This is a genomic window from Rhizobium altiplani, assembly GCF_001542405.1.
Taxonomy (GTDB): Bacteria; Pseudomonadota; Alphaproteobacteria; order Rhizobiales; family Rhizobiaceae; genus Rhizobium; species Rhizobium altiplani.
The window spans coordinates 74344-100965 of the sequence record NZ_LNCD01000105.1 but is presented as its reverse complement, the minus strand read 5'-3'; the positions used below and the strand labels follow the sequence as shown (position 1 = coordinate 100965).

The following is a 26622-nucleotide window of genomic DNA, read 5'->3' as shown; positions in this document are numbered from 1 at the left end:
GAGCTGTTCATGTTTGGAATCCTGGCTCCTGGTTTAAGCGATGCGGGTTTGGCTTTGCGGATCGAAGAACACGGCCTTGTCGAGGTTGAAGGCGAGGCGGGCGTGCTGGCCGGCCTGGATGCGGGCGTCGGCCCTGAGCCGCGCCACGACCTCCTTGCCGCCGAGCTTGGTGACCGCGAAGGTGTCGGATCCGGCCGGTTCCACCACCTCGATCAGGCAGTCGCTTTCGGCCAGCGCCTTGGCGTTGCGGTCCGCACCGTCAGGATCGGTCAGCGCCTCGGGGCGGATGCCGAAGACGATCTCGCGGCCGGTATGCGCTTCGAGCGCGCCGTTGCCCGCCGTGACAGGCAGCCGGATCGGCTCGCCCTGCGGACGTGAAAGCGACACGGTCAGGCCGGACGCCCCCTTCTCGATCGTCCCCGCGAGGAGGTTCATCGCCGGCGAGCCCATGAAGTCGGCGACGAACATGTTGGCCGGGTTGTTGTAGATCTCGGCCGGCGTGCCGAACTGCTGCACCTCGCCGTCGCGCATGACGGCGATCTTGGTGGCCAGCGTCATCGCCTCGATCTGGTCGTGGGTCACATAGACGATCGTCGTGCCGGTCGCCTGGTGCAGCCGCTTGATCTCGATGCGCATGTCGACGCGCAGCTTGGCGTCGAGGTTGGAGAGCGGTTCGTCGAACAGGAACAGCTTCGGGTCGCGCACCAGGGCGCGGCCCATGGCGACGCGCTGGCGCTGGCCGCCCGACAGCTGGCTCGGCTTGCGATTGAGCAGGTGGCCGATCTGCAGCACCTTGGCGACCTTGTCGATCGCCTTGTTGCGCTCCTCGACCGGCACGCCGCGCATCTCCATGCCGAAGGCGATGTTTCCGGCCACCGTCATGTTCGGGTAGAGCGCGTAGCTCTGGAACACCATGGCGATGTCGCGCTTCGACGGATGCAGGTCGGCAATGCTGCGGCCATCGACGCGAATGTCGCCCTCGGTGATCGATTCCAGGCCGGCAATGGTGTTGAGCAAGGTCGACTTGCCGCAGCCGGACGGGCCGACGAGCACGAGGAAGCCGCCCTTTTCCAGGTCAAGGTTGATGCCCTTGAGGATCTCCAGCGAGCCGAAGCGCTTCTTGAGACCTGAGATTTCGAGGAAAGCCATTGGATTATCCTTTGACAGCGCCCGCCATCAGGCCACGCACGAAGTAGCGGCCGGCGAGAATGTAGACGAGGAGGGTCGGAAGCGCTGCGATCATCGCCGCCGCCATGTTGACGTTGTATTCGACGACACCGGTGGAGGTGTTGACGACGTTGTTCAGCGCCACCGTCATCGGCATGGAATCGCCCGTGCCGGCATAGGCCGAGGCAAACAGGAAGTCGTTCCAGATGTTGGTGAACTGGTAGATGACGGTGACGACGATGATCGGCAGCGAGTTCGGCAGCATGATGCGGCGGAAGATCTGGAAGAAGCTGGCACCGTCGACCTGCGCCGCCTTCACCAGTTCGGTCGGAAAGGCCTCGTAATAGTTGCGAAAGAACAGCGTCGTGAAGCCGAGGCCGTAGACGACGTGAACGGTGACGAGGTTGACGGTCGGATTGCCGAAGCCGAGCGACATGCCGATCTGGTCGCGCAGCGTCGCCCCGAAGCGGCCGAGGCTGCCAAGGATGGTCGCCATCGGCAAGAGCACCGACTGGAACGGGATGAAGCAGGCAAACAGCATCAGGCCGAACACCAGCGTGTGGCCGGGGAAGCGCCACTTGGTCAGGATGTAGCCATTCAGCGCGCCCATGATCGTCGAGATCGCCACGGCCGGAACGACCATCTTGATCGAGTTCCAGAAGTAGCCCTTGATGCCGGCGCAGGTCAGCCCGACGCAGGCCTGCCCCCAGGCCTTGAACCAGGGCTCGATGGTCGGCGACTGCGGCAGCGCCAGCATGTTGCCGTTCTGGATCTCGTCCATCGTCTTGAACGAGGTCACCAGCATGACGAACAGCGGCATCAGGTAGATGATCGCGAAGATGACAAGCAGCCCGTAGATGAAGATCCGGCTGAACAGTCTGTTGCGCGAGGCGCTGGCCGCACTCGGCAGGGTCGAGGTGACGGCGCTCATCGCGATTTCTCCCTGAGTTCCGAATAGAGATAGGGAACGATGATCGCCGAAATCGTCATCAGCATGATCACCGCGCTCGCCGAGCCGACGGCCATCTCGTTGCGCTTGAAGGTGTATTCGTACATGAAGTTGGACGGCAGCCAGGCCGAGCCGCCGGGGCCGCCCGAGGTCAGTGCCACAACCAGATCGTAAGACTTGATCGCCATGTGGGCGAGCACGATGAAGGCCGACAGGAAGATCGGTCTGAGCAACGGGATGATGATGCGGCGATAGAGCTGCACGGTCGTCGCCCCGTCGATCTGCGCCGCCTTCATGATCTCGCTGTCGATGCCGCGAAGGCCGGCAAGGAACATCGCCATGACGAAGCCGGACGCCTGCCAGACACCGGCGATCACGACAGTATAGATCACGAAGTCCTTGTTCTTGATCCAGTCGAAGTGGAAGCTCGTCCAGCCGAACTGATGCAGCGTCTGCTCGAGCCCGAGCCCCGGATCGAGGAACCATTTCCAGGCAACGCCGGTGACGATGAAGGAGAGCGCCATCGGATAGAGGAAGATCGGCCGCAATATGCCCTCGCCGCGGATCTTCTGGTCGAGCAGGATCGCCAGGAACAGGCCGAGCGCCAGGCAGATGCCGACATAGAGCACACCGAAGATGCCCATGTTGGTGATCGAGGTGTACCAGCTGGACGGCGGATCGCTTTCGAACGTCCAGCGCCACAGCCGCTGATAGGCGCGCGGGCCCGTCAGCACGTAGGACGGAAAGGTCTTGGAATTGGTGAAGGACAGATAGATCGTCCAGAGGATGAAGCCGTAGACGAACACAAGCGTGATGGCGAAACTCGGCGCGAGCACGATCTTCGGCAGCGCGTCCTGCAGGCGCGCGCGGATGGAAATGGGCGTTCCACGGTGCGGCGTGAGAACGGTTTTATCGGTAGCGATGGTGCTCATGGGGTCATCTCCTCCAACGAGATCGTCCGTGGCGGAATCTTCCCCGCCGACACCGGCGGGGAAGACCGTGGGAGGCCTTGATTACTTGGCGTCGTCGATGGCCTTGACGAGCTCTTCGACCGCCTGGTCGGAGGTCTTGATCTGGCCATGCACGAACTTCGAGACGACGTCCTTGTAGGCATTGGCAACCGCCGGAGGCGCGCCATAGCCCTGGGCCAGCGAGCCGTACAGCGTGCCGCCTTCATTGGCCTTCTTCAGGTCGGCGATACCCTTCTTGCCGCAGGCGTCGAAATCGGTATCCGGAACGTCGGTACGGGCCGGAACCGAGCCCTTGACGACGTTGAACGCCGACTGGAAGCTCTTCGACAGCGTTGCCTTGGCAAGCGCCACCTGTGCTGCCTTGCGGTCGTCAGGCACGTTGAACATGCCGAACATGTCGGAGTTGTAGATCACGCTGCCGTCGGTGCCCGGGAAGCGGTAGCACAGGAAGTCGGTGTTCGGTGTCTTCTTGGCGGCGACGAACTCGCCCTTGGCCCAGTCACCCATCACCTGCACGAGCGCATCGCCCTTGATGACCATGGCGGTCGCAAGGTTCCAGTCGCGTCCGGAGAAGTTCGGGTCGACGTACTGGACGATCTTCTGCAGGTTGTCGAACGACTTCTTCATCGTGTCCGACTTCAGCGACTCCTCGTCGAGGTCGTTCATCGCCTTCTTGTAGAACTCGGGGCCGCCCGTCGACAGCACGATCGAGTCGAACATCGTCGCTTCCTGCCAGTTCTGGCCGCCGAGCGCCAGCGGCGTCACGCCGGCAGCCTTCGCCTTGTCGAGCAGCGCGATCAGGTCGTCGAAGGTCTTCGGCTCGGTGCCGCCGATCTTGTCCATCACACCCTTGTTGATCCACAGCCAGTTGACCGAGTGGACGTTGACGGGGGCTGCGACCCACTTGCCGTCATAGACGGAGAACTTCTGCAGCGCCGCCGGAACCGCCTTGTCCCAGCCCTCGGCCTTCGCCGTCTCCGTCAGGTCCCCCATGACGCCGGCCTGGGCGTAGTCGAGAACGGTGTAGCCGAGCATCTGCGAGGCCGTCGGATAGGTGCCGGCCGCAACCATCGCCTTCAGCGCCGTCATCGCCGCATCACCGCCACCACCGGCAACCGGCACGTCCTTCCAGGCAAACCCCTCCTTCGACAGATCCTCCTTCAACACGTTCAAGGCCGCTGCCTCGCCGCCGGACGTCCACCAGTGCAGCATCTGCACTTCCTTCACATCCGCAGCCTTGGCAGCACCCAAGCCCGCAACACTCATCGTCACCAACGCTGTCGTCATCAAAAACTTGCGCATCGTTTCCTCCCGGTTTGCAAGTTCACAAAAGCGGAAAATCCGCGGTCAAAAAGCCCCTGCGCTCCCCGCGCGAAAGACTCTACTTATACGGCGCGAACGCCGCATGGGTTAATTTAAAACGTTATAAACATAAGCAAGTCAAGTGTAGCGACGCGCCTTTCTTTGTCGGAGGCAGTATCATTTACCGCCTGTTTTTACTTGTCTTTCAGACGCAGCCCTATTGCTTGGAAAACGGAAGCCGATTATTTAAAACGTTTCCATAATAGCATTGCTTTCGGCGCCGATATCGCGCTAGTGTCCGGCCAATCGACGCTTTGGAGGAAAGTCGAGCGTGTCTCGCATTACAATGCCGCCCACGACCGGAGTGACCCGCAGGAGCGGCAAGCCGACGTTGCGCACCATCGCGGACATCGCGGGCCTTGCTGTGACGACGATATCCCGAGCCCTCTCGGACGACCCGGTCATCAACCACGAGACCCGCAAGCGCGTCCGGGAGATCGCGCTGCAGGTCGGTTACTCCCCAGATCGAGCGGCCCAGCGCCTGAAGACCGGCCGCACGAACGTCATCGCCATCCTTCTTGAATCGCATGAGGAGATCCTCGGCTACGGCACCTCGATCATGTCCGGCATCGCCGCTGCTTTGCAGGGCACCACCTACCATCTGATCGTCATGCCCAACCTGCCGCACACGACCAATATCGAGGCAGTCAACTACATCATGCGCAATCACATGGCCGACGGCCTGGTGATGTCGCGCACCGAACCGTTCGACCCGCGCGTGCGGCTGCTAATGGAGCACAATTTTCCGTTTGTCACCCATGGCCGCACCGAACTTTCCACGCCGCATCCTTATGTCGACTACGACAATTTCACGTTCGCCTATGAGGCAACCAAGCGGCTGATCGCCAAAGGGCGTCGTAAGCCCGCTTTGATCGGCGGTCCGATGCAGTTCAGCTTCGGCAGCCATATCCTGCACGGCTTCATGACCGCGGTGCGCGAAGCCGGCTGTGCCTACGAGATTATCTCCGAGATCGACCTCGATCATCCGGCGGGCGCAATTCGCGACCGTATCGCCCGACGGCATCGCGAAGCCGATCCACCCGACGCCTTCATGTGCGGCGGCGAAGTGTGCGCGCTTGCCACGATCACCGGCATGAGCGATTGCGGCCTCACCCTTGGCGTCGAATACGACATCGTCGCCAAGCAGACCTCGCAGTTACTTTCCGCCATCCAGCCGAAGGTGGAAACGATTTATGAGGACCTTACGGCCACCGGCGAACATATCGGCCGCATCCTGAGGAAACGGATCAGCGGCGAGACGGATATGGACCAGTTGCAGATGCTACTAACGCCGCAGCCGCCTTTCTCCGGCGGTGCCGGAAAATAGATGACATCTGCTACTCGATCTCAACTGGCTACGCGGTAGACCTTAGCCTCGTGACCTCGGCGGTTACTGCAAGCGGACACCCTATTGAAGCTCGGATTTCTGCTCGAAATCGACAATGACGCCGTGTCGCAATGCCTCTTCTTGAGCTGCACGAAGAGCCTGCTGGATGAAATAGACGACGAGGTCATAGTCCGGGCTCTCCTGCGAGGCGATTTCCCACGCGATGTTCAGAGTGAATATCAGTTGTGGGGCGATCGTATCGGTCACGGCGGCGTATCCCGGAAGCACGGAGATACTAGGGTGCGCCCGCACCCAGGGCAACATCAACGGTTGAGCGTGCCGTAGGAGAATGTCACCAGCGACCTAGTGGGATTTACTATGGCCTTCACAAGGACGCCCAACGATTCAAGAGACGCGCACGTGCTGGGCGGCTTGAGAAAGAGTGGCGACCCCTGCAGGAATCGAACCTGCGACAACCTGCTTAGAAGGCAGGTGCTCTATCCAGCTGAGCTAAGGGGCCGCATGACCGAATTCGCACCCGGTCAAATCTGCGGATGAACGCGGATCAATGCGTCCAGGGTTGCGTCCGCGTATAGCGGAAATTGTCAGGATAAGCCACGATCTGGCGCTGCGGATCCTTCGGGGCAATAACCCGGTACTCGATGCCGTTACGCTTCGCGTAAGCCTCAGCGAGTTCCTGCGTTTCGAAGGTCAGCTTCAGCTGCTGGCGCATATCCGAGGAAGACGTATAGCCCATGATCGGATCGATGGTGCGCGGCGTCTCCTGATCAAACTCAAGAACCCAAATATGTGTCTTTGCCTTGCCGGACTGCATCGCGGTCTTGGCTGGGCGGTAGATCTTGGCAGACATTGCTGCAGGGCCTCCGATTTAGCGGCTTTCGCACTTGAAACTTCATTCTGCCCCACAAGGCAGCTACTCTTGACGCAAACCATCGCACGAAGAGATGAATTTTGCTTAGCGGCGAATCCCTTTCTTTTCAAGAAAAAAGCCGTACCAGTCGCAGCGCTGTTCAACCGTTTCCAACAGGCGCCTTCCTCCCGCGATCATCGATTGTCATGCTCATATCGATCGCTTCACGCCGCAAGCTTGAGGAAGAGAATACTCACACCAAGGTTGGGGATAGGCGATTTAGATATTGCGGGCACGGGGCGAACCGTGTATTGGCCTCCCTCGTCGGCACGGAGTGTAGCGCAGTCTGGTAGCGCATCTGGTTTGGGACCAGAGGGTCGGGAGTTCGAATCTCTCCACTCCGACCACTACCCTTCCCCTCCACATCAAGACTTGTCGGACTTTCGCAGGACATCCTCCGATCGACGCTTCCGAAAACTTCGATGCCGTACTGGGGCCTCCGCGTTGTCCCAGGAATCATAAGTCTAAGATTTCCAGTTCTGAATGGCCGGTTCGGCGAGGCACTTCACCTAGTCCTGATCGGCATTGTCAGAATTTGAGCGATCCGGATCAGCGCCACGGAGAGCCTGCACGCTGGCTGCGGCAATAAGACCCGTAAGGACAATCCCGCATAGGCCGATCACCAGAGCCAGCACCCGCGCGATTGTCTGCTTTGGTACGAGGTCGCCGTAGCCGATCGTCAATCCCGTAACAAAGGTGAAGTACAGGGTGTCGCCGAGCTGCCATCCTTCGATCCATCCGACAAGTGCGCCTGACCCGACGATGACAACGAGAACACCGGAGAAGATCGGCCACAATATTCGAAGTTGCTGGAAGAGAGAGGCGAAGAACCGCCTTCTCATCCTCCTCGATTTAAACTTGCTCTCTGTGCCTCGCGTCATCGGCGCCGCTTTCCTTGCGCTTCCAAGGTGCCTGATTGAGTTTGCTTTGGCGTCGCTGCAGAGCTATCGCGCGGCGCGCCTAGAAGTAGCCTTTCGATCACGTCGGTCCAGCTGGAGGCAAGACAAACAAGGTGAAGGCGAAGATCGCGTAGAGGGCAAGTGCCATCACTCCTGCGTACCAGGCGCCTCGACCACCGTTCGACAGAAGCGTAGCGGCCACGGTGGCGACGATCATCATTGTAACTGCCCCGGGCCAGAACTGCAGCGTCATTGGTTCCGGTCCGATGACGTAGCTGACAATGACCAGCAGCGGGGCAACGAAAAGCGCGATCTGGGCGGCGCTGCCGAGCGCGATCCCAACGCTGAGATCAAGGCGATCCGCCCGAGCTGCCGAAAACGCGGTGGTCATCTCCGCGGCCGCACCAACAAGGGCGACCACGATGAAGCCGACGAACGCCGGTGTCATTCCCAGATGTTCAGCCGCAACCTGAACCGACCCGACGAAAATTTCACTGACCAATGCGACCAGCACGGTTACGCCGACGAGAATGGCGATGCTGAGGCCAAGCGGCCAGGTAGCCTGCTCTTCGTCCGCGTGACCGGCACTGGCGAAAAGCTCCTTATGTGTTCGCAAGGAGAACAACATGCCCAAGGCGTAGACGGCGATGAGGATGACCGACAACCCGAGGCTCACGTTCTGAGAGATGGCGAGCGGTGGCGGCTGATCGACTTCACTGATGATCGACGGCACCAGAACGGCAATGGTTGCCAGGAAAAGCAGGCAGGCCTGGAAGCGAGCATTGACGCGATTGAACTCCTGCAGGTGATGCTTCAACCCGCCGAGTAGAAATGCGCCGCCCAGCATGAACAGGGTGTTTGTAACGATTGCGCCGGCCAGCGATGCCTTGACCAGCAGATATTGTCCCGTCCGCAGGGCCGAAAGCGATATCACCAGCTCGGTCAGATTTCCGAGCGTAGCATTTAGCAGGCCGCCGACCGCGTCGCCCGTTCTCGCCGCAACCGCCTCGGTTGCACGGCTAAGGAGCGTCGCCAGAGGAACGATTGCAAGGACCGATATGAAAAAGAGCAGCGTATGACTGTCCGGAACCAGGTGCTCCAGAACGATGACGATCGGCACCAGCACGATCAGCCAGAGAACGGGCGTGTGTCGCAGTTCTTGAAGAACACTTCTTCCGATGCCAGCAGATGGAGAAGATCGTCCGTCGGAGCTGCTCATGTCGTTTCTCCCATCATAAGATAGTCTCGTTTGCAGGCGATGCATTCTCGGTAGGAGTGCTCATCCGAGAGGATCGCGATCGGCAGCCGAATCGAGCGTCTGCAAAGACCGCCAGCAAAGCAGGCGTTGCCCAACAGCGTTAGTCTCGGGGCGTTCATCCGAGCCTCCACACTCCCAGGGGGCGGCCCATCAACTGCTGGCGCGCGGCATCGTTTCGACGCCGCGGCCTCTTTCCGATCAGGACTTAATCTTGAAGACACCGAGGTTGATAAGTTGAACACGTCTGTTGTTCGACCCTTTCACGTCAGTGCCTTCGATCGGTAAGTGTTCCCCGACACCGACCGCGTAAAGGCGCGCCGGATCGACGGCAAACGTCGTCGATAGTGCTTCTTTGATTGCAGCAGCACGCTGTTCGCTGAGATCGAGGTTATGTTTTTCGTCCCCGGTCGCGCTGGCATGACCGACCACGAGGAACTTGTAGTCCCACAGGTTCGGATGATGCAACGCGTCGGCGATCAGCCCGAGGGTGCGATAGGAGTTCGGCTGGATGGCGACAGAGTCGTTCTCGAAATCGATCTCGACCACCATCTGCGGCAGCTTCCCTATCCGCTTCCAGTTCGGAAGCGCAGACATCGGCTGGTTACCGCCGTTGATAGCCTCCTGTCGCAATATCTCGAGGTCGATCGCAGGAGCCGCCGCCCTGAGTTTACCGAGTCCCTTGACGATGCGCTCCTGGGAGACCTCCTGCGCCGACGCAAAGCCGGAAAACAATACGCCCGCGGCCAGAACGAGAATGGCTTTGGAAATAAGACGTTTCATCGGTTTACCTCCAACCCGCATCGGTGATGACCTGATTGCATTCCTTGCTGACGCGCTTTTCCTTTTTCACCAGACAAGCCAGCACGAAGCCGTCACCCTTGATGCCTGAGCAACTTTTGGACATGTCCCGCTGGCAGACCCGCTCGTAGGCGGTCTGCGCGTGTTCTCGCTGGGTTATCGATTGGAACACTGATGTCAGCGAGCCTTTGCAAGTGGGCGACACTTTTGCCGCGTTCTGCTGCAGGCAGTCGGCGATCCGTCCGCTGCCGAGGTTCAGTCCCTTGCACAGTTTCTGGATGTCCGTGCCGCAGTCGGCGGCGAGCTTCGTGACCGCATCCGCATAGCTCAGCGTCTGCGCCGGCGCATTCCCGGCAAATGTCAGCGTCGCCAACGTGAGCGCCGCCGTAAGAATTCCGCGTTTGAACATGTCGCCCTCTCCCTGCCTCGACGATCTAGCCGGTGAATGTTCTCACGAAGCGCTATGATTGGGGACGTATATTACGGTAGCGCACACTGCAGAGCACTCACTTCGGCGGCGCGGCAGTACCTGCTTCGTGCGCCCGGATCGCCTGCGCGGCAGCCACCGCGCCACCCTCCTTGTCGTCACCTCCGACTTGCACCGTCGGTTGGGCGAACGTGATCCCGTTTGCCAGGAACAACTCGCGAATCTTGGCGTAGGCCTTGCGGCGTATGTAGGTCTGCATGCCGGGAACCGTGGTCATGGCGAAGCTCAATACGATTCCGTAGTCGGCGAACTCCTCGACACCCTTCATCTTCAAGGGCTCGATAAAGAGCGGCCCGAGTTCCGGGTCATCCTTCAGCTCCGCTCCGACCTTTTTGGTCAGCTTGCGTGCCTTGTCGATATCGGTGTTGAAGCCGACCGTGATCCTGAACTTGTCGATCACCCAGTCGCGGCTCATGTTCTGGACGGCTCCGAGTTCGCCGAATGGCACGGTGAAGACCGGACCGCGATGATGACGAAGGCGTACCGATCGCAGGCTGAAGCCCTCCACGGTTCCTTTGTAATCCTTGGCCTGGATGTATTCCCCAACCCGGAAGGCATCATCCAGCATGTAGAACACACCACTGATGACGTCCTTGACGAGGGTCTGAGAACCGAAACCGATGGCAACGCCGAAGATGCCGGCTCCCGCGATCAATGGCCCGATCTGTACGCCCATCTGGGCCAGCACGACCAACGCCGCCATGACCGCGACAACAACAGCCAATGCATTGCGAAAGATCGGAAGAAGCGTGCGGAACCGTGCCCGTTTGGCGGCATCAGCGGGCGCAAGGGATGTTGCGTCGGTCGCCACCCGCAACGTTCTGTCGATCCAGCCTCTGGCCAGTTGCCAAAGAAAATCAGCAACCACGAGGATCAAAACACTCTTCAGGCCCCCGTAGAAAAGGGCAGCGACAACAGGATCGCGCTGACCCAATGTGTCCGGATTGAGACGCCAAACAAGTGCCAGCCACCCGACGGCGAGGAAGATCACCGCCGCGCGTGCGCCACGGACGATCAAGACACCACGAAGGCTACCGGGATCGCTTACGAAAGACCCTGCCACGCGGCCAACGGCGTTGAGCATCGCCGGTAGTACGAGGACATAGACGCCGATCCAGAAAAGGCCTCTCATGTCGAGGCACCAGATGATCCACAGCGCGACGAGGAAGGCAATCACAGCCGCTTTCCACGGCCGAGATCGCTGCGACGTAGCCCACACCATCTCGATCGCGACAAATAGCCCAACGACCGACAAGCAGTAGCTGATTGCATCCCTAACCAGCGGCGGAACGCCCAAAGGTTCTCCGATTGCCGCCGTGGCAACGGCAAAGCAGACAAGCCCGAATAGGATCATCAACCGTGTGCGCAAGAACGGCGTGATATCGGCGGCGGACAAAAATGCGACCGCCAGCCGAAACGCGACGAATGCCGTGAGATAGGCAAGCAAGGTGATACGGGCGAGAGGCGGCCATTCCACGGCAAAGAACACGATCGCCATTGCCCCCGCGAAGATTCCGACTGGGGCCAGTCGCCCAAGGAGCGTTTCGCGGGGCTTGGCTAGCCTGCGGTACAGCCCCTCGACGAGGAGACCGAGAGCGACCAGTCCGCCGAATATGACGAATACGGGCGCATAGCCTCGGCTTACGGCGTCATGCCGTGTTCTGGCAGCGGCGGCCGCCACTTCCGCTGGTATCGCCGGTATGGCCGTGATGATTTCGTGAACGCGCGTCCGCGCCGCAGACTCCCAGCTGACCAAATCGGAGGCGCCTGCGGATGAAGCGGGGCTCTGAGGTGCACCGACCTCCTTGCGACTGTTCAGCCAGGCCTGCACCTCCGGGTCCTGAAGAAGGCGCACGAGTTCGTCGATCTTCTGCTGTGGTGCGGCCGCGGGAGCTTGCGCCACGGCATTGAATGCGAAGAGAAGTCCGGCGATGAGAGACAGAATCCATTTCATGCTGGTTTTCCCCCTATTGCGTCCGCGTCTGCTGCTTCAGGTCGCCGCCAAGCGTATCGTCGGCCGGCCGTGGCTTTCTTCTCTCAGCAAGCGGCTGCTCGATGATTGTCGCCGGAACCGCGACGGCTGTAGCCGCAACCGTACCGATGTTCGTCACCGTGCCGCCGACCACGGCTGTAATGCCTTGGCCGAGCGCGACATTCGAATCCGTAAGTGTCTCGCCCGTCATGAGTCGCTGGCCGATAAGTTGGACGATTTCCGGACTTTCGGCAAACTTGCCGTGATTGAGCCCGTCCTCGGTCTTTACTTTCGTCAAATCGATCGCGGCGATGCCCGCTTTTTCGAGCTTCGACCGATAGGGCTCTTCTGCAGGATTGATGGCACCGAGACGGGAGACCCGCCCCGAAATAAAGCTCGAAACCGCGAGAGCCTTATCATCCTTGGACACGAAGGTCGTGAACTTCGGACATGGCTCGCCCATTTCGGTGAACTGCTTGGCAAAGACTTGGATATCGATATCGGGGGAAGCGAGGATCACATTGTGAATTTTCGGATCCACACGGCCGTCGCGTATCCCCATCTGCCGCAGCGATTCCATCGCCAGCCAGGTCCCCATCGAATGTGCCATGATGGTGATATCCTTGACATTGGGATCGGCAGCGAGCGTGCGAAGGGCCTGCTCCAGTCCCGTGCGCGAATAATTCGTGCTTTCCTTGTCATACTGGTAGGCGGTGATTTCGGCTCGCGACGGCCATGTGAACAGGACGGGCGTCGCCTCCATCTTGCTATCGTGCACGATCTGCGCCAGCCGGAAGACGGAATCCTCGTAGGCGTTGTTGAAGCTGTGAATGAACACTAGCGCATGTCCGGCGTTCACATGCTGCGCGAACCATTCGCGCCCTTGCGCGATGGTGTCTATCTGCTGAGCATTCGTCACAGCGAAATCGGTTGCCGGGTCAGGTGGGAGACGCTTCGGCCACTGTACCGTGCCCGGCTCGCGCTTCGGCGGAATCGAGACTGTGATTTGCGTCAGGTGCGGCTTGGAACTGCGCTCCCCATTGAATAGCGTCGCCGGGTCCCCAGACGGCTCGCGTGTGGTCGCAACCAGCATCGCAACCTTGGACGTTGGTGGAGCGGAAGCCGACAGCGGAACCGGCGTCATGACACCGTCCGGATGTCCGAAACTCGTCAGAAAAAAGAGAAGAAGAGGGATACTGCGTTTCACCATGCCTGCATTCCAGCTATTGCCCAGGGGGATGGGCCATCTCAAGCCTGGAGGCTAGCAGGTGGCGTGCGGCGAGGCCTGTAGCATCGCGTAGTATCTGTCGGGACGGACGCCGCCGTGGTACGAAATTGCCACGCCAGCGAGAGGATGACGGCAACGGCTAGTTGGTCACTGCCGGCTGAACCTGATCGACCGCGGCACCGGCAGCGCGCAGCCCGGCGAGGACGCGCTCTTGGTCTTGCGGCCGCGCCAAGCGCATCGAAATCTCGCGCTTTACCACCGGCATCAGCGCAGGGGCCTTCGTGTCAAGCCAATCGAGTTCCCTTTTCGCCTGCTCGATCTTTCCGGACGCGCCAAGGATGGATGCCAGAACCATGCGGTGCATCGGATTGTAGTTTAGATCAGACATTCGCGACCACAGTTCTGCTGCCTGAAGGTCGCCTCTCATGAAGGCGCACAACGCCATCCCGACCTCGTAGTAACCTTGCGGACCTGCGTTCCTGCTGACTGCCTTGGAAACGAGATCGCAGCCCGTATCCCACTTGCCCGCCATGGAGAGACGTAAGCCGTATTCGCCGGCCACCTCGGTGTCGTTGGGATTCAACTGATAGGCCGCGGCACCCGCCTCGAGGGCGGCGTCAACGTCATTGCGAAAGAAGCTGGTCAGCATCAGCGCCTGCAGGACGCGCGGGTTCTGCGGATCAATTACAGCCGACTTTTTCGCCAGCTCCGATGCCGTCTCCAATATCTTTGGCGACGGTTTGGTTCCAAGCTTGTAGGGGAAGCGTACCTGATCGAGGTAAGTCAGCGACAAGAAAGCAAGAGACGTGGCGTCGCTCGGAAACTTCTCGGTCACGGACCTGAGACATTCCTGTGCTGTCTGAAGCGCTTCCGCCGTCATGCTTCTGCGATAGTTGTAATAGGACAGGCTGCAATCATATGCGTCCCATCCACCCGCCCCATCCGGGGCTATGTCGGTCTGAAATACCACGCCAAAGGGTTGGGCGACGGCGGTCGCGATCTCCTCTGCGAGAGCGGTCTCGACTTCAAACACGCTCTGTATTCGAAGATCGGAATCGTAGTGGTTGGCCCAGATGACGGCGCCGTCGGAACGACGCACCAGGCGCGCCGTGGATCGAACACGATCGCCATCTTGTCGAACACTTCCCTGGAGGGCGTATCGAGCATTCTGGAGGCCGCTCACAGCGTCCTGATCATTACCGGACGCATCGACGACCAGAATGTCCTTGAACTTCACGAGCTTCGACATGATTTCATCGGTCACGCCGCCCGAAATTCCCGAAAATCTGCTGCCACCCGCAATATCCTCGAAGCGATCCACGGCTATCGTCGGTCGGCTGTTGATGGAAGCGACCTCCTTGGAGGCCGGCTCTAAGCCAAGGAAAATGGCCCCTGCAGCAATCGCGGCCGCCATTGCCGCGCCAGCTATCAGCCAGCGTTTTCCAGCGGATCTGGAAGCCGCCGGTGCTGCCGCAACCTCACTTGATGAAGGCTCGACAGAGACGGGAGAAGGCGGTGCCATCGCCTCGTCCGCTGTGTCGCCACGGCAATGCGACGAAGCTTGGAATATGGGAACATATCGGCCCTTGGGAATCGTGATGACAACCGGCTCGCTGCCACCAGCCATCAAATAATAGCGCTCCAGCTCCCGCCGGATGCGCCCAGCCTCGATCCGCACCGCGGGATCGCCCTGAGCATCGAAATTCTGCCTTCCGAAAACGACCTCCGCGATCGTGTAGGCCTTGAGGTAGTGGGATCGACCGGCGAGCGTCTCCGTCACGACATACACCAGGAACCGCCGGGCTCGCTCAGGGAGGTGAACACTCTCGCTTCCGAGGATGCGCTCCAGCTGGTCTTGCACTTCCTCGGCAGATGGCGCTACAGGGGCCACGTCGCCTGACCTTGCACTTGCCATCGAATTCCCCTCGATGCTGACTAAGCACAACCCAATGCGTATGTTGCTAGCAGATAAACATGACCTATACGTTGTGGCAATACCGGGTTCACAATCGTTCGGGCAACACTTGCCCTTGGTGAGTGAGGACCACATGCGTTGGCTCTGGGTGGGCTCAATCGCAGCCAACATCACATATGTCGCCGTTGGTACCGAGGTATTCTACCGTATTCTACACCGCTCATCTGGAGAACCGTGATATCCCAGCGACCAATACGCAATCACTGCTGTCGTTTGTGCACCAGGAGGGGACGGTGGCGCGAATGGGCAAGTCATTCAATCGTCTAGGCGAGGCTGCAAGATGCGGTCTGGCGCGCATGTTGTTAAGGTTACCGGCATCCCAGCGCGAGGCTGTGCGGTTAGCCGCCAATGGGCGACCGTTGCTTGATGAAATGCTGGGTGCCTATGAGGAGGCATGCCTCGCACTCGAACGGTTCCGCAAGGAGGCCAGCGCCGAGCTCACCCTGGTCGATGAATATGAAGAACTTTGTGTGGAGTTGGAGGGCGACGTCATGCGCGAGGTGTTCGGCGCACGTCGCTAAACCGCCCTTCTCACGCCGGGCCTGTCGAGGAACAAGATACCCGCTGCATTCCCGCTTTTCGGGAGAAATTCGGCGCTGCCTCAAGCAGCCCCGTGTCACCGCGTGGCGCGAACGCCTACTTTTTCTTGGTCGTCGTGGCGCTCATCACCTTGTCGCCAGGCTTGATGCCGAGCTTGGCCGTTACACCGGCATTGAGTTCGATCACGTACTTCACCTCCGTCATCGAATCGATGATGTCCTCGGAGTACGGCACCGCGTTCTGCTTGATGTTGCGGATCGTGCCCGTCGAGTCGACGAACAGCATGTCGAGCGGCAGGATGGTGTTCTCCATCCACATCTGCACCCGCCGCGAAACGCCGAAATCGAAGATCATGCCGGCGTCTTCCGCCATGTCCTTACGATACATCAGCCCGCGCTGGCGTTGCTCGTTGGTGTCGGCTATCTCAACGATGAAATTCAGCCGCTTGCCGGACGCCGTCTGGATAATCAGCGGTTCCTTGTCGAAGGTTATCGGCTGTTGGGAAAGGGCCGGCACGGCGAGAATGAAAAAAAGCGCCGCGATGGCGCTTCTGATCCAGTGAGCTGCAGACATACGCATCAGTGCGCGCGGCTCACCGGGCTCGGCACATCGGGATGGATCTCAGCGGCCATCAGCCCCTTGTCGCCATCGCCGTAACGGACGAGCACCACCTGCCCCGGACGCAATTCCGTGAGACCGAACCGACGCAGCGTTTCCATGTGGACGAAAATATCCTCCGTCCCCTCGCCCCGCGTCAGGAAGCCGAAGCCCTTCGTGCGATTGAACCACTTCACCAGCGCACGCTCGAGCCCGCTCGTCGCCGTCACCTGCACATGCGTGCGGACCGGCGGCAGCATCGAAGGGTGTACAGCCGTCGACTGGTCCATGGAAAGGATTTTGAACGCCTGGTAACCGCGTTCGCGCCGTTGGATGAGCGCAACGATCCGCGTACCCTCGAGAATTGTCTGGTAGCCGTCGCGACGCAGGCAGGTCACATGAAGAAGAACATCCTGCATACCGTTGTCGGGAACGATGAAACCGAAGCCCTTGGCCACGTCAAACCACTTGACGACGCCAGTGATTTCAATGAGATCGACCGCTTCCCCCGCGAGTTGATCGAGGTCGCTGAATTCCTTTGACGAAATTCTGTCAGCCATATCGCCAGTCCCTCAATACGCGTCACACTGTTACGGTTAACTGATTCTTCACATCAAGATTAACATGTTGGTAACGGATTAGCGCAAGTCCTACTTTTCGATTATTCGCAGTTCCCAATCATACCCCGCTATCTTGCCCGAAGCTGGTGTTCCGCCACATAAGATTCCGACAGAATCCAAGACCCCGCATTAGAGAGGAAATAGAATGCGTTATCTCCACACCATGGTTCGCGTGAAAGATCTGGACGCCTCCCTGCATTTTTACACCAAGCTCTTCGGACTCGAGGAAATTAGGCGCACGGAGAACGAGAAGGGCCGCTTCACGCTCGTTTTCCTTGCAGCGCCCGGCGACAAAACCGAGGCCAGTGCCAAGGGCGCGCCCTGCCTGGAACTGACCTACAATTGGGATACCGAGGACTACACGGGCGGCCGCAATTTCGGTCACCTCGCCTATGAGGTCGACGATATCTATGCCACCTGCCAGAAGCTGATGGACAACGGCATCACCATCAATCGTCCGCCGCGCGACGGTCACATGGCCTTCGTGCGCTCCCCGGACGGGATCTCGATCGAGATTCTGCAGAAGGGCGGCAGCCTCCCGACAGCCGAGCCTTGGGCTTCGATGGGCAATACCGGCGCCTGGTAAGTCGAGGCTTTTGCGAGGCTTGCGGCTTTGGCGATTTCGGACCTGCGTGTCCGCATCGCGCTTGCCGCAGGCCAGTGGCGCGGGCACTGTCCAGCCGACTCGAGGCGAACGATGCGTTTTGGCGCAGCACTCGCCGTCCTCTGGAGAATGCTCGCGTGCTCGCTGTTGAAAAGCGGATACCTTTCGGACCTGCCCTTCTCATCGCCACGTCAGCGCTGGTGCTCAGCGGCTGCGTGTCAAACAAGAAGGCCGCCGACGCTGCCGCTGTCGTTTCCCCAGTCGAATCGACTGCAGCCGTTCAACAGGCCACCGCCTCGCCCACCGCCCAACCCGGCTATCGCGACCCTATGGTGGCGAATGTATCGGGTCAGCAGCCGGCACAGGTTCCAGCGGCGCAGTCGATGGCAGTAGGATCGACCGCTTCGGCTCCCGCCAATATCGGCGGTCTCGCAATGCAATCAACGGGGATCAACGCGCAGGCGATGAGCATCTTCTCGGCACACACGCTGCCGCAGAACAACCCGACATCGACCCAGGTGCAGCCCGTCACGGGCAACGCCTACACGCCGGCCGGTGTCAGCCCCATGCGCTCGAGCGTCTACAGCAGCCAGCTTCCTGTCGATCAGCCCCAGCAAACGCAGCAGACTCAACCCCTGTTGCCGCAGCAGTCCTCACAGAACACGGCCATACGCGGCGAGCCGGTTCAGAGTGCCTCGCTCTCGACCGGAGCACTGGCAGGCCAGACGATGAATGCGCTCTATAGCGCGCCGAGGCAAAACCTGCTCGGCAGTCTCTCCGGGCTACTGCAAAAAGCCTCACTGCCCGGCATGACGCGAATTGCGCCCAACGGCCTGCATCTCCAAAACGACAAGGTAGAGGTCGGCTGCTTCAAGCCGAACTTGTTGAATGTGATCAGGGCGGTCGAAACGCACTTCGGCAAGCCGCTCGTCGTCACGTCGGGATATCGCGACCCGGACCATAACCGCATGGTCGGCGGCGCCGAAGAATCCATGCACAAGACATGCGACGCGGCCGATATTCAGATCGACGGCGTGTCGAAATGGGATATCGCAAGCTATATCCGCTCGCTGCCTGATCGCGGCGGTGTCGGTACCTACTGCCACACGAACTCCGTCCATCTCGATACCGGAAAAAGCCGCGACTGGAACTGGGGCTGCGGTGGTGGGACGGCTGCATCGCCCCTTGCTCGCGCTCTGTGACGCTCACGCTTCGCTGCCATTAGCGTTACGTAAGCTCTTGTGAAGAATTGGGAACATCGATCCATAGCGTTTTGATTCGGCTGCAATAAACGCCATTTCGCTGCTGCAAAAGAATCCTGTCATTATTTTGAAAAAAATCCAATTTGCCGCTTGCGGGATTCAAAGTGCCTGACTATAAGGGCGCCACCACGAAGGAAGCGCCCTTCGTCTATCGGTTAGGACACCAGATTTTCATTCTGGGAAGAGGGGTTCGACTCCCCTAGGGCGTGCCATCGTTGTTTAATATCAATAACTTACATTGCCGGGTCACCATCGAGTCACTTATTGATAAGTGACCGTCACTTTTCGGCTGCGCGAAGGCGCTTTACCTCGGCTGACCGCTTCTTCGCGGCGGCGGCGGCGCGGAACGCCATCGGCTCCTCATTCAGCTGATCCATGTAGATTGCCGTCGTCGTCGGCGACCGGTGGCCCATCGCTTTTTGAACAGTGAAAAGGTCGGCACCGCCCTCGGCAATCTCGCTTCCGAATGTCCGCCGGAGGCCGTGCAAGGTATAGCCCGGCTCCAGCCCGGCCTGCCGCGTCCAGACCGCCATCTGGTTAGAAAGGCTCTTCTGCGAGAATGGCTTGCCCGCCTGCGTCTTTAGCATCGTTCCGCCCTTCGACCGGTCCAGCGCGTTCAAGACCATCTCAAGCTCTGGCCTGACGACGACCGTAACCTTGACGCTGCCGCCATTGTGCTGGTTTTTTTGCGTCATGAATTCGATAACGGTGGCGACCTGTATCTGGTCGTTCTCATCGATGTAGCGCTTGGTCCGCAAATTGTCCCTTTCGATCTTCGCGACATCGCCACGCCGACCGACGCCGTAGCGGGCCAAGGCATAGGCCGTTCTCGCGCTACTTCCCAGCTGGTGGCGGCGTTCAAACCTTTCGCAAATATCGTCGGGCCAAACCTTTTCCGGCGAGGACGGAGGCAATTCCACTTGTTCGACGTCGCAGCCCAAATTTCTCAAGCACCACTCCTCCTTGATGGCGGCGGCGTACAATTTCCTGATCGTGACCGCGACCCGCTTAGCTTTATGCGCCGCATGGCTTGCTACGGTTTTGCGCAGGCAAGGCAGCATTTCGGCCTCCGGCGTGTCAACTGGAGCCTCGGCGAACGTCGCCTTCGATGTCTTCGTCATAGGCGCTTCCAGAAAAGCTTTGGCATGCCGAACATGCCCCTTGATGGTCTTGCTCTCATAGGCTTTCCATTCATCGCTCTTCTTCCACGCGACGTAGGCGTCGGCAAAGGTCGGCTTCTTGATGGCTGGCTTGGCCTCGGCGGCGGGCGCATCGACCAGCAGCCTAAGCTTTTCATAGGCGTCGGCGAATTCCTCCGAGCCAATGTCCGCCGGGAGAGTCTTCTGACCGATCAGCGGATGGCGAAAGACCAGCTTGCCGTTCTTTAGCTGGAGGACGTGCGGGTAGTCAGCAAATCTGGATTTACGCGCCATGATGTTCCATGCCCTTCAATGCCTCGACCGCCAACGTCATCATGGCCGCATACCTGAATGCCCGGCCCTGCTCGATATGCTGCAAGCTTCTCAGCGGAACCCCCAGAATTTCCGCCGCCCTGGACTGTGACAATGCGCCGTCCCTGCGCCATTCCTTTACGGTTTCCCTCAGTTCCATTGCCTTTCCCTTCCGTTTCGATGGCAGGAAGGGTGTTATCTCCACTATGGGTAGAAGCAACTCGGAACCCACCTAAGCCACGGGTCGCGAATCCAGCAATTTCTGGAAGGTCGAGCGGTTATCCTGTGCCTGATCGGGCAAGCTTTCGAACGCGGCGTCCAGCGCTACCCGGTCCCAGATGACACGTTTGTTCACCTGCTTTGGCGGTGGCAAGCGCCCGTCTTTCACTAAGGTATCGAAGAGGCTCAAACCGAGGCCGAGATAGCGAGCGGCGTCAATTCTACCAAGGCCGCGCGGCGGGTAGGAATTCGGATTCCCGGCTTTTTCAGACATGCGGAGCGGCTCCCTTACAGAGGCAAGCTGGAAAGCGCTCCGATATGCGCTTTTTAGTGTTTACTTAATTATACCAGTAGTGCTAGCGTTGTTCCATAATATGCCAGCATCTATTGGAATTGCTAGGTAATCTGATGAAGAAAAAGAAACTCGCCAACGCCGAGATGCGGGCGAAGACCAATCTCAAAAGCTACGAGGTCTCGATCCTGCAGCGGCACGCACATTTCCCGATTGGCACGAAACGCGTACCAGGCTCGATGCAGTCACCTCCGGAAAACGACAACGACAAGATCGAGAGATGGCTGGCGGCAATGGATCGCCTCCGCCTCGAAATGGACAGTGCATGAAATGAAATACGCCGGGCGTTGGGAACCCGGCGCGAGGCAAAAGTGATACTGCTGCAAGTATCCATTATGCGCCCCCTCGGCATTTTTTAAAAGGGCGCGTTCATCGGACAACTCAAGATGCATCAGAGGCCGCGCGGCGATCAGGAGAGACGCCCCGCAGAAAGGGCATCCTTGTGGTCCACACAGACTTATCACCTCACGAGAGAGCGCGCGCGCTAATTGCCCGTATCGAGGAATCGCGCCGGGACTTTGAGCGGGAGACGCAAAGCCGCCGACGCCTGCTGGCCGATATCAACGTCGCGTTGGAGGCCCGCCTTCGTCCTGACGAGCCGCTGTCAGATGCCGAGGAGGCCGCCCTTTTCCGCAACGAGGCGTATCGCTCCAACTGCGAGTTACGGGATGCCAGGAACGAACTAGCCCGCACGCAGGCAGCACTCGCGCATGACCAGGGCCAAGCCCCGCAAGGACCTCCCGATAAGCTGACGGCGGAGATCGAGGCGTCATGGCAGTGGCTGTATCGGGATTACAAAAACTACCGAAGGCAAGTCGGCTATCCCGGCGAACGCAAGGGAGGCGGCGATGCACCAGAAGACTGACAAGCCTGACAGAACCGCCATCGAGGCCATGGACGTCGTTACCCAATCGGACGTCGCTCAAGCCTTCATTGACCGCCATGCCGATGCTATCCGCTACGATTGGGATGCGGGCCGGTGGTATCGCTGGAACGGTTCGCTCTGGAAAATCGATACACTCGGCGCGACCTATCACGATGCTGTTTTGATTAGCCGCCAGTATTCCAGGACGCTCGATCCCCGTGACAAGCGCGATTGCCGAAAGGCTATGTTCGCCAGCGGCGTCCAGAAGATTGCGGCCTCATCGCCTGTGCTTGCCTGCGGCTCATCCCATTGGAACAGCGATCCGTTTCTACTAGGAACGCCGGACGGAACTGTCGATCTAAGGAGCGGAACACTTGTGCCGCCGTCGATCGGCGATTTCATCAACCGCAGTACAGCTGTGGTCCCAGCGGAGGCCCCTGATTGCGCGCGCTGGCTCACGCTGATGGAGGAGGCTACCAGCGGCGACGATGAGGTTGCCTCCTTCTTGCAGCGCTGGATCGGTTACTCGCTGACCGGCGCGACGACCGAACAAAGGTTCGTCTTTATGTTTGGTCCAGGCGGCAATGGAAAAGGCTCGATCCTCAATACCATCGCCGCAATCGCGCATGATTACCATCGGGAAAGCCCGATGGAGACGTTTCTGGCATCCGGCAGCGACAGGCATCCGACCGAACTGGCAATGCTTGCAGGCGCGCGAATCGTCACGGCTTCAGAAACTGACAAGGGCCGGAAGTGGAACGAGCAGCGCATTAAGGCGATGACTGGGGGCGATACGATCAGCGCCCGGTTCATGCGAAGGGATTTCTTTTCGTTCCAGCCGCAGTTCAGCCTGACCGTCCAAGGCAATCACAAGCCAGAGCTCCGGAGTGTCGGAGATGCCATGCGGCGACGACTGATCCTTGTGCCTATGATGGCAAAGCCGAAGACAGTTGATCTGGCATTGTTCGAAAAGCTGAAGCCGGAATGGCCCGGAATCCTCCGATGGATGATCGACGGTTGCCTAGAGTGGCAAGTAAAGGGCCTCGGCGTCCCGGCGTCGATAGAAGCCGCCACTAGCCAGTATTTCTCGGAGCAGGACGTCTTCACCACTTGGCTGGATGAATGTTGCCGCGTGGATCGAGGCAATAGCTACCTATTCAACACCGCCACAACGCTGTTCGCGTCTTGGAACCAGTTCTGCAAACGAAGCGGCCTCGATGCGGGAACCTTGAAAAGTTTCGCGGATGATCTGGATCGCGAGGGATTCCCGAGCGAGCGGCGCAATGCAGGCCGCATGAGGATTGGCATTGATATCAAGCGGAACGACTACGAGGAGGCCAAAGCATGACGCATGACGGATCATGCCGCTCCTGCCGTATATCGCTACGCGCGCGCGTGGGGACGATACTGAAAACCCGTCATGACCTGACATGCGTCATGGAGGGAGGACGCCCATGCTGAAGGAATTCGAGGTCGTGCCGGGCACCCGGATACTTTTCGACCATCAAGTCTTCCGCTGCGAGACCATTGCGCCGCTGCTTCGCGACGACGGTTCGGATCGCGGGCTGGTGCTGGTTTGGGAAACCCGCTGCCCCCATTGCTTCGCGCCTTTCTTTTTCACCACGGCAATCAATTGCGAGTTTCGGCCATCAAGGCGGTGCGCGGCGCATCGCGCTCCAGGCAAGCCGGTATTTCCCAAAGGAGGACGAAAGCAAGAACGGCAAGGTCGGGAGCTGACGATTCCGGCGCAATGAGGAGGAAGGGAAATGAGTGTGGAATCCGATACCAAGCCAAAGCCACCAGACATCGAAGAACTTCAAATGCGCATCTGGAGCCTCAACGATGATGTCAGATATCTCGAAGGCGAACGTGATGCCTTGGAGGAGAGTGTCGCGGAACTGATCGATCTACTGCGCAAGGTTCGCGTGATGATCAGGAAGCCAGCGCCAGATCTGGAGTTCATCGAACTGCTGATCGAGCGTGAAATCGGATTTTGAAAAGGAGGAAAAGCAAATGACAGAACAACTGATCCTCACCGACGAGGATATCGCAGAACAGCGCGAGGTCCGGCGCAAGCAGCTTTTGACTGATCTGGAGACGGCACAGGACGCCAATGTCGCGTCCCTGTTGATCGCGCAGTTCGCAAGTTATGTGCATCCAGCCAGTGCAGTTGGTGTGCCGGTATCGCGAGAGCGGATTCGCAATCGCATCCTCTATCACGGCTGGATGAAAAGCTGGTTCGAAAGCCAACTGAAGCTGAACCATGAGGTAGCCGCAGGAGAACCAGTGCAATCGAGCCCCAAGGCCTGAATGGAATGCCGGGGTGGCAGGAGGGGCCACCACCCACACGCTTCGTGCCGAACGATGCCCACTATGTCGCTGATCGACCAATCTGGCCAAGCGCTTCCGTCGCTAATAAATATTGCGATTCGTATGGGATTTCCCGGGAATTTCGGCGACAAGGTGGCATAACGGTGCGGCTGGTACAGCCACACACCGGCATGTCCGCGCCCAACGACCGCGTCAACTTGCGTCGTCCTCGACCAGCGGATCTCTTCCGCGGAGTACTACTACAAGTCGACGCAAACTCTCGGCGATCCAAAGGTCTGACGGATAGCCCAATGTACTGATAAAATTCTGCGCTCGCTCAAGGACCAACGGCGTGTCGAAGAATATTTCCAATGTCTCTAGACTTACCCTGATACCCGGCGGAACCAGAAGTGCAGCCAATGTCGAAATCGCATCGAATGTCGTGAGCTGGTCGGTAAAGGAACTGCGCATCTCACTGTCGAAACTGTTCAAATTTGCGAAGATATAAAGTGCGTCTGGTGATGCGACGCGACGGAGGAAGCTTCCATCGATTATTGCCTCCCGATAGCGAGGAAGTTCGCGGTCAAGCAGCGCTTGGGTCTCCGATTGAGTGAGCACCCCCCCGCCCCTAACCTGGTTCCCGACTATCCCATAAGCGAAAAGATGAGTGCGAAGTATGTCTGGAGCAAGCACGAGATCCCCATCGGTAACCAGTGCTTCGATCGTCGCTCGGAGTCTGTCCGCAAGTTCCGGGTTGCGTCGAGCGAGGGAAACAAGCGTGCGAGAGGCGTCGTCCGCAAGAGCATGACGATTATCGTTTTCCGAAATCCAGTCGTCCTGCCTAACCAACGCTCGCGAAAGCGCAACCCAGAACGTTCGATCTCCCCTTTCCGGTAAAGAGCGAAGCAATTCGTCTAAACGATCCATAAGTGTCGCTAGTTTGCGCTCACGTATTAGTTCGCGCAAAATGCGTTCCAGCTCGCCCAGGTCGGTATTGTTCCACAATTGCTCGACATCGCGACGCGTCACCGCGCCTGGCGGGTTGCCCAAGTAGAGCATGCGAATGAGATTGCGCCGCCTCGTGAGCCGTTCTCTATCGTCAACTTGTCGTTCTTCGATGAAGCGAGGAAACAAGAGCTCCAGCGTCCTTGTGTGTTCTCTTGCTGAGCTGCCCAATATGCTAACGATATCCGGCTCTGCCTCATTGTTCATTCTGCGAACAACCCGCTCGCTTGCACTTTCGTCACTCGGGTCAGTCACGAGAGCGTCCACATGTTCGGCGATCCGTGTCCGCAGTGTCGGTGACTTAGTGACGATCCAACTATACGCCAGAACGTCAAATGGGCAGATCTCGTCTCGTACGGCCCTCTCTAGAATAGCAAATGCCCCGACCAACCGTTTGACCTCGCGAGGCGTCTGGATCGAGTCAATTATATGCGCATACAGCTCTTTCTGGCTGTCAGTTCTCTGTTCCGCCAAAAGTACGCCGTGGTCGGCCAGCGTACTTTCCAACAGCGCTTTGACATCCTCAGAGAAAAGCGGCCGTAAAGGGATGGGATACTGGATGATTTTCTCCAGATAGAGTTCCCCGACTCGACGGCGTCGCTCGCCTATCCCACGTCCTAGAGCTTCAACCACTCTTTCGGGGTCGTACGCCACGAGATAAGACAAGCCCTTGATGTCGCCCACGGCCTTCACAAGCTGCGCAACCGCCCTTACCTCGTCGTCCTCTATCCTGTCGAGTTCGTCAATCAGTACAATTACTGCGCATTGCGTGGCTGCGATCTTCTTCTCTAGCGAAATTCTCTCCTCGTCCGGCGTAAGTGGCCTTGGTTTTACGAGAGCGCTCTTGAGCTTTCCGCTTAGCTTTTTCCAACCGGCCGAAGCGGCACCGGAGCTGCCGTGTAGATCGACGATCGCAGCAACCCCGTGCCCCGCAAGATCAATGGCGCCCCAATAACGATCTAGCGCCTCGACGAGCGCGCGAACCTCCTCTGTATTGCTCCTACCCAATGCCCCTCGGAGCGTATTGAAAAACCCCCTAACTAACTCGTCTCGTCCACTAAAGAGCCAAGGATTGAAGAGCGCAACAACAACGTGATCCATCGCGTCCAGGCGTTGGTGCAACATATTAAGGATGCTGGACTTTCCTAGTCCCCACCGCCCCGTAAGGCCAACAACATAGCCAGTACCGCGGCGCCCCAGAACATGTCCCTTTGCATCAGTTTTATCGATGACAAGTGAGCGAACCAAGCTTTCGACAAATGGCGAACGGTCCAATCTATCCTGATCCGGCATGCTAATTGGGCGATCTTGATGAGAGGCGTGGTCAATTTCAGTCATGAACGAGGTTCCCAGCAGTGTGGTGCCGATAGGTAAGCGAGATTCTCAGCTGGCACAACCAAAGGGGGATGGGGAGGTAGTAAAACCCATGATCCTAGGCCGGGGATCGACGCGGGAGATTGCGTTCTAATTTCC

General features: G+C 59.0%; 29 protein-coding genes and 3 tRNA genes. 12 read left to right on the top strand and 20 right to left on the bottom strand.

Features of this window, described 5'->3' with window-relative positions; all coding sequences use genetic code 11:
* Positions 1 to 33: 33 nt before the first annotated feature.
* The 4 genes from AS026_RS25240 to AS026_RS25225 all read right to left on the bottom strand — a co-directional run bounded on the left by AS026_RS25240 (position 34) and on the right by AS026_RS25225 (position 4389).
* Positions 34 to 1149 (bottom strand): ABC transporter ATP-binding protein, encoded by a 1116-nt coding sequence (locus AS026_RS25240; RefSeq protein ID WP_025660749.1) that lies wholly within the window; start codon positions 1147 to 1149, stop codon positions 34 to 36.
* Between the two features lie 4 nt (positions 1150 to 1153).
* Positions 1154 to 2098, bottom strand: coding sequence for a carbohydrate ABC transporter permease (locus AS026_RS25235; protein ID WP_018117075.1), 945 nt, complete (start codon positions 2096 to 2098; stop codon positions 1154 to 1156).
* On the bottom strand, positions 2095 to 3048 hold the full coding sequence (locus tag AS026_RS25230; RefSeq protein WP_029792362.1) for a carbohydrate ABC transporter permease: 954 nt from the start codon (positions 3046 to 3048) through the stop codon (positions 2095 to 2097). Before AS026_RS25230 ends, AS026_RS25235 begins: the two co-directional genes overlap by 4 nt.
* A gap of 81 nt (positions 3049 to 3129) precedes the next feature.
* A complete protein-coding gene (locus AS026_RS25225) occupies positions 3130 to 4389 on the bottom strand; it encodes an ABC transporter substrate-binding protein (RefSeq protein ID WP_018117077.1) in 1260 nt (419 codons plus the stop codon).
* Between the two features lie 346 nt (positions 4390 to 4735).
* Between AS026_RS25225 and AS026_RS25220 the strand changes: the two genes are divergently transcribed.
* Positions 4736 to 5776 carry a LacI family transcriptional regulator gene (locus AS026_RS25220; RefSeq protein ID WP_037217662.1) on the top strand — a complete coding sequence of 347 codons (1041 nt, stop codon included), beginning with the start codon at positions 4736 to 4738 and terminating at the stop codon, positions 5774 to 5776.
* 81 nt (positions 5777 to 5857) lie between these two features.
* Here AS026_RS25220 and AS026_RS25215 read toward each other — a convergent pair whose 3' ends face one another.
* The 3 genes from AS026_RS25215 to AS026_RS25205 form a co-directional block, all read right to left on the bottom strand.
* Positions 5858 to 6043, bottom strand: coding sequence for a hypothetical protein (locus tag AS026_RS25215; RefSeq protein WP_018117079.1), 186 nt, complete (start codon positions 6041 to 6043; stop codon positions 5858 to 5860).
* Between the two features lie 176 nt (positions 6044 to 6219).
* Positions 6220 to 6296, bottom strand: a tRNA-Arg gene (locus AS026_RS25210).
* 45 nt (positions 6297 to 6341) lie between these two features.
* On the bottom strand, positions 6342 to 6647 hold the full coding sequence (locus tag AS026_RS25205; protein WP_016554394.1) for an ETC complex I subunit: 306 nt from the start codon (positions 6645 to 6647) through the stop codon (positions 6342 to 6344).
* A 330-nt stretch (positions 6648 to 6977) separates the two neighbouring features.
* Between AS026_RS25205 and AS026_RS25200 the strand changes: the two genes are divergently transcribed.
* Positions 6978 to 7054 (top strand) — tRNA-Pro (locus AS026_RS25200).
* A 162-nt stretch (positions 7055 to 7216) separates the two neighbouring features.
* Here AS026_RS25200 and AS026_RS25195 read toward each other — a convergent pair.
* The 7 genes from AS026_RS25195 to AS026_RS25165 all read right to left on the bottom strand — a co-directional run bounded on the left by AS026_RS25195 (position 7217) and on the right by AS026_RS25165 (position 15264).
* A complete protein-coding gene (locus AS026_RS25195) occupies positions 7217 to 7549 on the bottom strand; it encodes a potassium channel family protein (RefSeq protein WP_018117080.1) in 333 nt (110 codons plus the stop codon).
* A gap of 136 nt (positions 7550 to 7685) precedes the next feature.
* Positions 7686 to 8825 carry a calcium/proton exchanger gene (cax, locus tag AS026_RS25190; RefSeq protein ID WP_062372541.1) on the bottom strand — a complete coding sequence of 380 codons (1140 nt, stop codon included), beginning with the start codon at positions 8823 to 8825 and terminating at the stop codon, positions 7686 to 7688.
* A gap of 237 nt (positions 8826 to 9062) precedes the next feature.
* Positions 9063 to 9644 (bottom strand): OmpA family protein, encoded by a 582-nt coding sequence (locus AS026_RS25185; protein ID WP_025661851.1) that lies wholly within the window; start codon positions 9642 to 9644, stop codon positions 9063 to 9065.
* Positions 9645 to 9648: 4 nt separating this feature from the next.
* A complete protein-coding gene (locus tag AS026_RS25180) occupies positions 9649 to 10071 on the bottom strand; it encodes a hypothetical protein (RefSeq protein ID WP_018858619.1) in 423 nt (140 codons plus the stop codon).
* Positions 10072 to 10168: 97 nt separating this feature from the next.
* On the bottom strand, positions 10169 to 12103 hold the full coding sequence (locus tag AS026_RS25175; RefSeq protein WP_062372538.1) for a mechanosensitive ion channel family protein: 1935 nt from the start codon (positions 12101 to 12103) through the stop codon (positions 10169 to 10171).
* Positions 12104 to 12116: 13 nt separating this feature from the next.
* On the bottom strand, positions 12117 to 13331 hold the full coding sequence (locus AS026_RS25170) for an alpha/beta hydrolase (protein ID WP_062372535.1): 1215 nt from the start codon (positions 13329 to 13331) through the stop codon (positions 12117 to 12119).
* Between the two features lie 157 nt (positions 13332 to 13488).
* Positions 13489 to 15264, bottom strand: a complete 1776-nt coding sequence (locus tag AS026_RS25165) for a hypothetical protein (RefSeq protein ID WP_425349830.1) — start codon at positions 15262 to 15264, stop codon at positions 13489 to 13491.
* A gap of 302 nt (positions 15265 to 15566) precedes the next feature.
* Here AS026_RS25165 and AS026_RS25160 point away from each other — a divergent pair, with 302 nt between their 5' ends.
* Positions 15567 to 15845 carry a hypothetical protein gene (locus tag AS026_RS25160; protein ID WP_037217658.1) on the top strand — a complete coding sequence of 93 codons (279 nt, stop codon included), beginning with the start codon at positions 15567 to 15569 and terminating at the stop codon, positions 15843 to 15845.
* A gap of 115 nt (positions 15846 to 15960) precedes the next feature.
* Here the strand turns inward: AS026_RS25160 and AS026_RS25155 are convergent, their stop codons facing one another.
* On the bottom strand, positions 15961 to 16443 hold the full coding sequence (locus AS026_RS25155) for a DUF192 domain-containing protein (protein ID WP_018858624.1): 483 nt from the start codon (positions 16441 to 16443) through the stop codon (positions 15961 to 15963).
* Positions 16443 to 17021, bottom strand: a complete 579-nt coding sequence (locus AS026_RS25150) for a cold-shock protein (RefSeq protein WP_018117103.1) — start codon at positions 17019 to 17021, stop codon at positions 16443 to 16445. Before AS026_RS25150 ends, AS026_RS25155 begins: the two co-directional genes overlap by 1 nt.
* A 205-nt stretch (positions 17022 to 17226) precedes the next feature.
* On the opposite strand from AS026_RS25150, the gene gloA reads away from it, so the two are divergent.
* The 3 genes from gloA to AS026_RS25135 all read left to right on the top strand — a co-directional run bounded on the left by gloA (position 17227) and on the right by AS026_RS25135 (position 19159).
* Positions 17227 to 17667, top strand: coding sequence for a lactoylglutathione lyase (gene gloA, locus AS026_RS25145; RefSeq protein WP_018858625.1), 441 nt, complete (start codon positions 17227 to 17229; stop codon positions 17665 to 17667).
* 155 nt (positions 17668 to 17822) lie between these two features.
* Positions 17823 to 18887: a YcbK family protein gene (locus AS026_RS25140; RefSeq protein ID WP_018858626.1), complete on the top strand. Its 1065-nt coding sequence runs from the start codon at positions 17823 to 17825 to the stop codon at positions 18885 to 18887.
* A gap of 197 nt (positions 18888 to 19084) precedes the next feature.
* Positions 19085 to 19159, top strand: a tRNA-Glu gene (locus tag AS026_RS25135).
* A 66-nt stretch (positions 19160 to 19225) separates the two neighbouring features.
* Here AS026_RS25135 and AS026_RS25130 read toward each other — a convergent pair.
* The 3 genes from AS026_RS25130 to AS026_RS25120 all read right to left on the bottom strand — a co-directional run bounded on the left by AS026_RS25130 (position 19226) and on the right by AS026_RS25120 (position 20891).
* A complete protein-coding gene (locus AS026_RS25130; RefSeq protein ID WP_062372529.1) occupies positions 19226 to 20380 on the bottom strand; it encodes a tyrosine-type recombinase/integrase in 1155 nt (384 codons plus the stop codon).
* Positions 20370 to 20558 carry a helix-turn-helix domain-containing protein gene (locus AS026_RS25125; RefSeq protein ID WP_062372525.1) on the bottom strand — a complete coding sequence of 63 codons (189 nt, stop codon included), beginning with the start codon at positions 20556 to 20558 and terminating at the stop codon, positions 20370 to 20372. The genes AS026_RS25130 and AS026_RS25125 overlap by 11 nt, the downstream gene beginning before the upstream one ends.
* Before the next feature lie 72 nt (positions 20559 to 20630).
* The gene (locus AS026_RS25120) at positions 20631 to 20891 is read right to left on the bottom strand and encodes a helix-turn-helix transcriptional regulator (protein WP_062372522.1); all 261 of its coding nucleotides are present in this window, start codon (positions 20889 to 20891) and stop codon (positions 20631 to 20633) included.
* A 134-nt stretch (positions 20892 to 21025) separates the two neighbouring features.
* Here AS026_RS25120 and AS026_RS25115 point away from each other — a divergent pair, with 134 nt between their 5' ends.
* The 6 genes from AS026_RS25115 (at position 21026) to AS026_RS25090 (ending at position 24144) form a co-directional block, all read left to right on the top strand.
* A complete protein-coding gene (locus AS026_RS25115; RefSeq protein WP_062372517.1) occupies positions 21026 to 21238 on the top strand; it encodes a hypothetical protein in 213 nt (70 codons plus the stop codon).
* Between the two features lie 173 nt (positions 21239 to 21411).
* A complete protein-coding gene (locus tag AS026_RS25110; RefSeq protein ID WP_062372513.1) occupies positions 21412 to 21834 on the top strand; it encodes a hypothetical protein in 423 nt (140 codons plus the stop codon).
* Entirely contained in the window at positions 21818 to 23182 is a 1365-nt protein-coding gene (locus AS026_RS25105) for a phage/plasmid primase, P4 family (RefSeq protein WP_062372508.1), read from the top strand. The genes AS026_RS25110 and AS026_RS25105 overlap by 17 nt, the downstream gene beginning before the upstream one ends.
* A gap of 106 nt (positions 23183 to 23288) precedes the next feature.
* Positions 23289 to 23588, top strand: coding sequence for a hypothetical protein (locus AS026_RS25100; protein ID WP_062372503.1), 300 nt, complete (start codon positions 23289 to 23291; stop codon positions 23586 to 23588).
* A gap of 12 nt (positions 23589 to 23600) precedes the next feature.
* Positions 23601 to 23831: a hypothetical protein gene (locus AS026_RS25095; RefSeq protein ID WP_062372498.1), complete on the top strand. Its 231-nt coding sequence runs from the start codon at positions 23601 to 23603 to the stop codon at positions 23829 to 23831.
* 16 nt (positions 23832 to 23847) lie between these two features.
* The gene (locus AS026_RS25090) at positions 23848 to 24144 is read left to right on the top strand and encodes a hypothetical protein (RefSeq protein WP_062372492.1); all 297 of its coding nucleotides are present in this window, start codon (positions 23848 to 23850) and stop codon (positions 24142 to 24144) included.
* A 213-nt stretch (positions 24145 to 24357) separates the two neighbouring features.
* On the opposite strand, the gene AS026_RS25085 is transcribed toward AS026_RS25090, so the two are convergent.
* Complete coding sequence (locus AS026_RS25085) at positions 24358 to 26487, bottom strand: KAP family NTPase (protein ID WP_082728606.1); 2130 nt, start codon at positions 26485 to 26487, stop codon at positions 24358 to 24360.
* Between the last annotated feature and the right edge of the window lie 135 nt (positions 26488 to 26622).

Bases quoted from the DNA above. Each gene is read 5' to 3' on its own strand.
- AS026_RS25095 (WP_062372498.1), top strand. From the start codon at position 23,601: ATGAGTGTGGAATCCGATACCAAGCCAAAGCCACCAGACATCGAAGAA.
- AS026_RS25175 (WP_062372538.1), bottom strand. From the start codon at position 12,103: ATGAAATGGATTCTGTCTCTCATCGCCGGACTTCTCTTCGCATTCAAT.
- AS026_RS25085 (WP_082728606.1), bottom strand. From the start codon at position 26,487: ATGACTGAAATTGACCACGCCTCTCATCAAGATCGCCCAATTAGCATG.
- AS026_RS25230 (WP_029792362.1), bottom strand. From the start codon at position 3,048: ATGAGCACCATCGCTACCGATAAAACCGTTCTCACGCCGCACCGTGGA.
- gloA (WP_018858625.1), top strand. From the start codon at position 17,227: ATGCGTTATCTCCACACCATGGTTCGCGTGAAAGATCTGGACGCCTCC.
- AS026_RS25150 (WP_018117103.1), bottom strand. From the start codon at position 17,021: ATGGCTGACAGAATTTCGTCAAAGGAATTCAGCGACCTCGATCAACTC.
- AS026_RS25165 (WP_425349830.1), bottom strand. From the start codon at position 15,264: ATGGCAAGTGCAAGGTCAGGCGACGTGGCCCCTGTAGCGCCATCTGCC.
- AS026_RS25100 (WP_062372503.1), top strand. From the start codon at position 23,289: ATGCTGAAGGAATTCGAGGTCGTGCCGGGCACCCGGATACTTTTCGAC.
- AS026_RS25225 (WP_018117077.1), bottom strand. From the start codon at position 4,389: ATGCGCAAGTTTTTGATGACGACAGCGTTGGTGACGATGAGTGTTGCG.
- AS026_RS25160 (WP_037217658.1), top strand. From the start codon at position 15,567: ATGGGCAAGTCATTCAATCGTCTAGGCGAGGCTGCAAGATGCGGTCTG.
- cax (WP_062372541.1), bottom strand. From the start codon at position 8,825: ATGAGCAGCTCCGACGGACGATCTTCTCCATCTGCTGGCATCGGAAGA.
- AS026_RS25105 (WP_062372508.1), top strand. From the start codon at position 21,818: ATGCACCAGAAGACTGACAAGCCTGACAGAACCGCCATCGAGGCCATG.
- AS026_RS25195 (WP_018117080.1), bottom strand. From the start codon at position 7,549: ATGAGAAGGCGGTTCTTCGCCTCTCTCTTCCAGCAACTTCGAATATTG.
- AS026_RS25180 (WP_018858619.1), bottom strand. From the start codon at position 10,071: ATGTTCAAACGCGGAATTCTTACGGCGGCGCTCACGTTGGCGACGCTG.
- AS026_RS25185 (WP_025661851.1), bottom strand. From the start codon at position 9,644: ATGAAACGTCTTATTTCCAAAGCCATTCTCGTTCTGGCCGCGGGCGTA.
- AS026_RS25170 (WP_062372535.1), bottom strand. From the start codon at position 13,331: ATGGTGAAACGCAGTATCCCTCTTCTTCTCTTTTTTCTGACGAGTTTC.
- AS026_RS25125 (WP_062372525.1), bottom strand. From the start codon at position 20,558: ATGGAACTGAGGGAAACCGTAAAGGAATGGCGCAGGGACGGCGCATTG.
- AS026_RS25130 (WP_062372529.1), bottom strand. From the start codon at position 20,380: ATGGCGCGTAAATCCAGATTTGCTGACTACCCGCACGTCCTCCAGCTA.
- AS026_RS25220 (WP_037217662.1), top strand. From the start codon at position 4,736: ATGCCGCCCACGACCGGAGTGACCCGCAGGAGCGGCAAGCCGACGTTG.
- AS026_RS25090 (WP_062372492.1), top strand. From the start codon at position 23,848: ATGACAGAACAACTGATCCTCACCGACGAGGATATCGCAGAACAGCGC.
- AS026_RS25155 (WP_018858624.1), bottom strand. From the start codon at position 16,443: ATGCGTATGTCTGCAGCTCACTGGATCAGAAGCGCCATCGCGGCGCTT.
- AS026_RS25120 (WP_062372522.1), bottom strand. From the start codon at position 20,891: ATGTCTGAAAAAGCCGGGAATCCGAATTCCTACCCGCCGCGCGGCCTT.
- AS026_RS25115 (WP_062372517.1), top strand. From the start codon at position 21,026: ATGAAGAAAAAGAAACTCGCCAACGCCGAGATGCGGGCGAAGACCAAT.
- AS026_RS25205 (WP_016554394.1), bottom strand. From the start codon at position 6,647: ATGTCTGCCAAGATCTACCGCCCAGCCAAGACCGCGATGCAGTCCGGC.
- AS026_RS25235 (WP_018117075.1), bottom strand. From the start codon at position 2,098: ATGAGCGCCGTCACCTCGACCCTGCCGAGTGCGGCCAGCGCCTCGCGC.
- AS026_RS25240 (WP_025660749.1), bottom strand. From the start codon at position 1,149: ATGGCTTTCCTCGAAATCTCAGGTCTCAAGAAGCGCTTCGGCTCGCTG.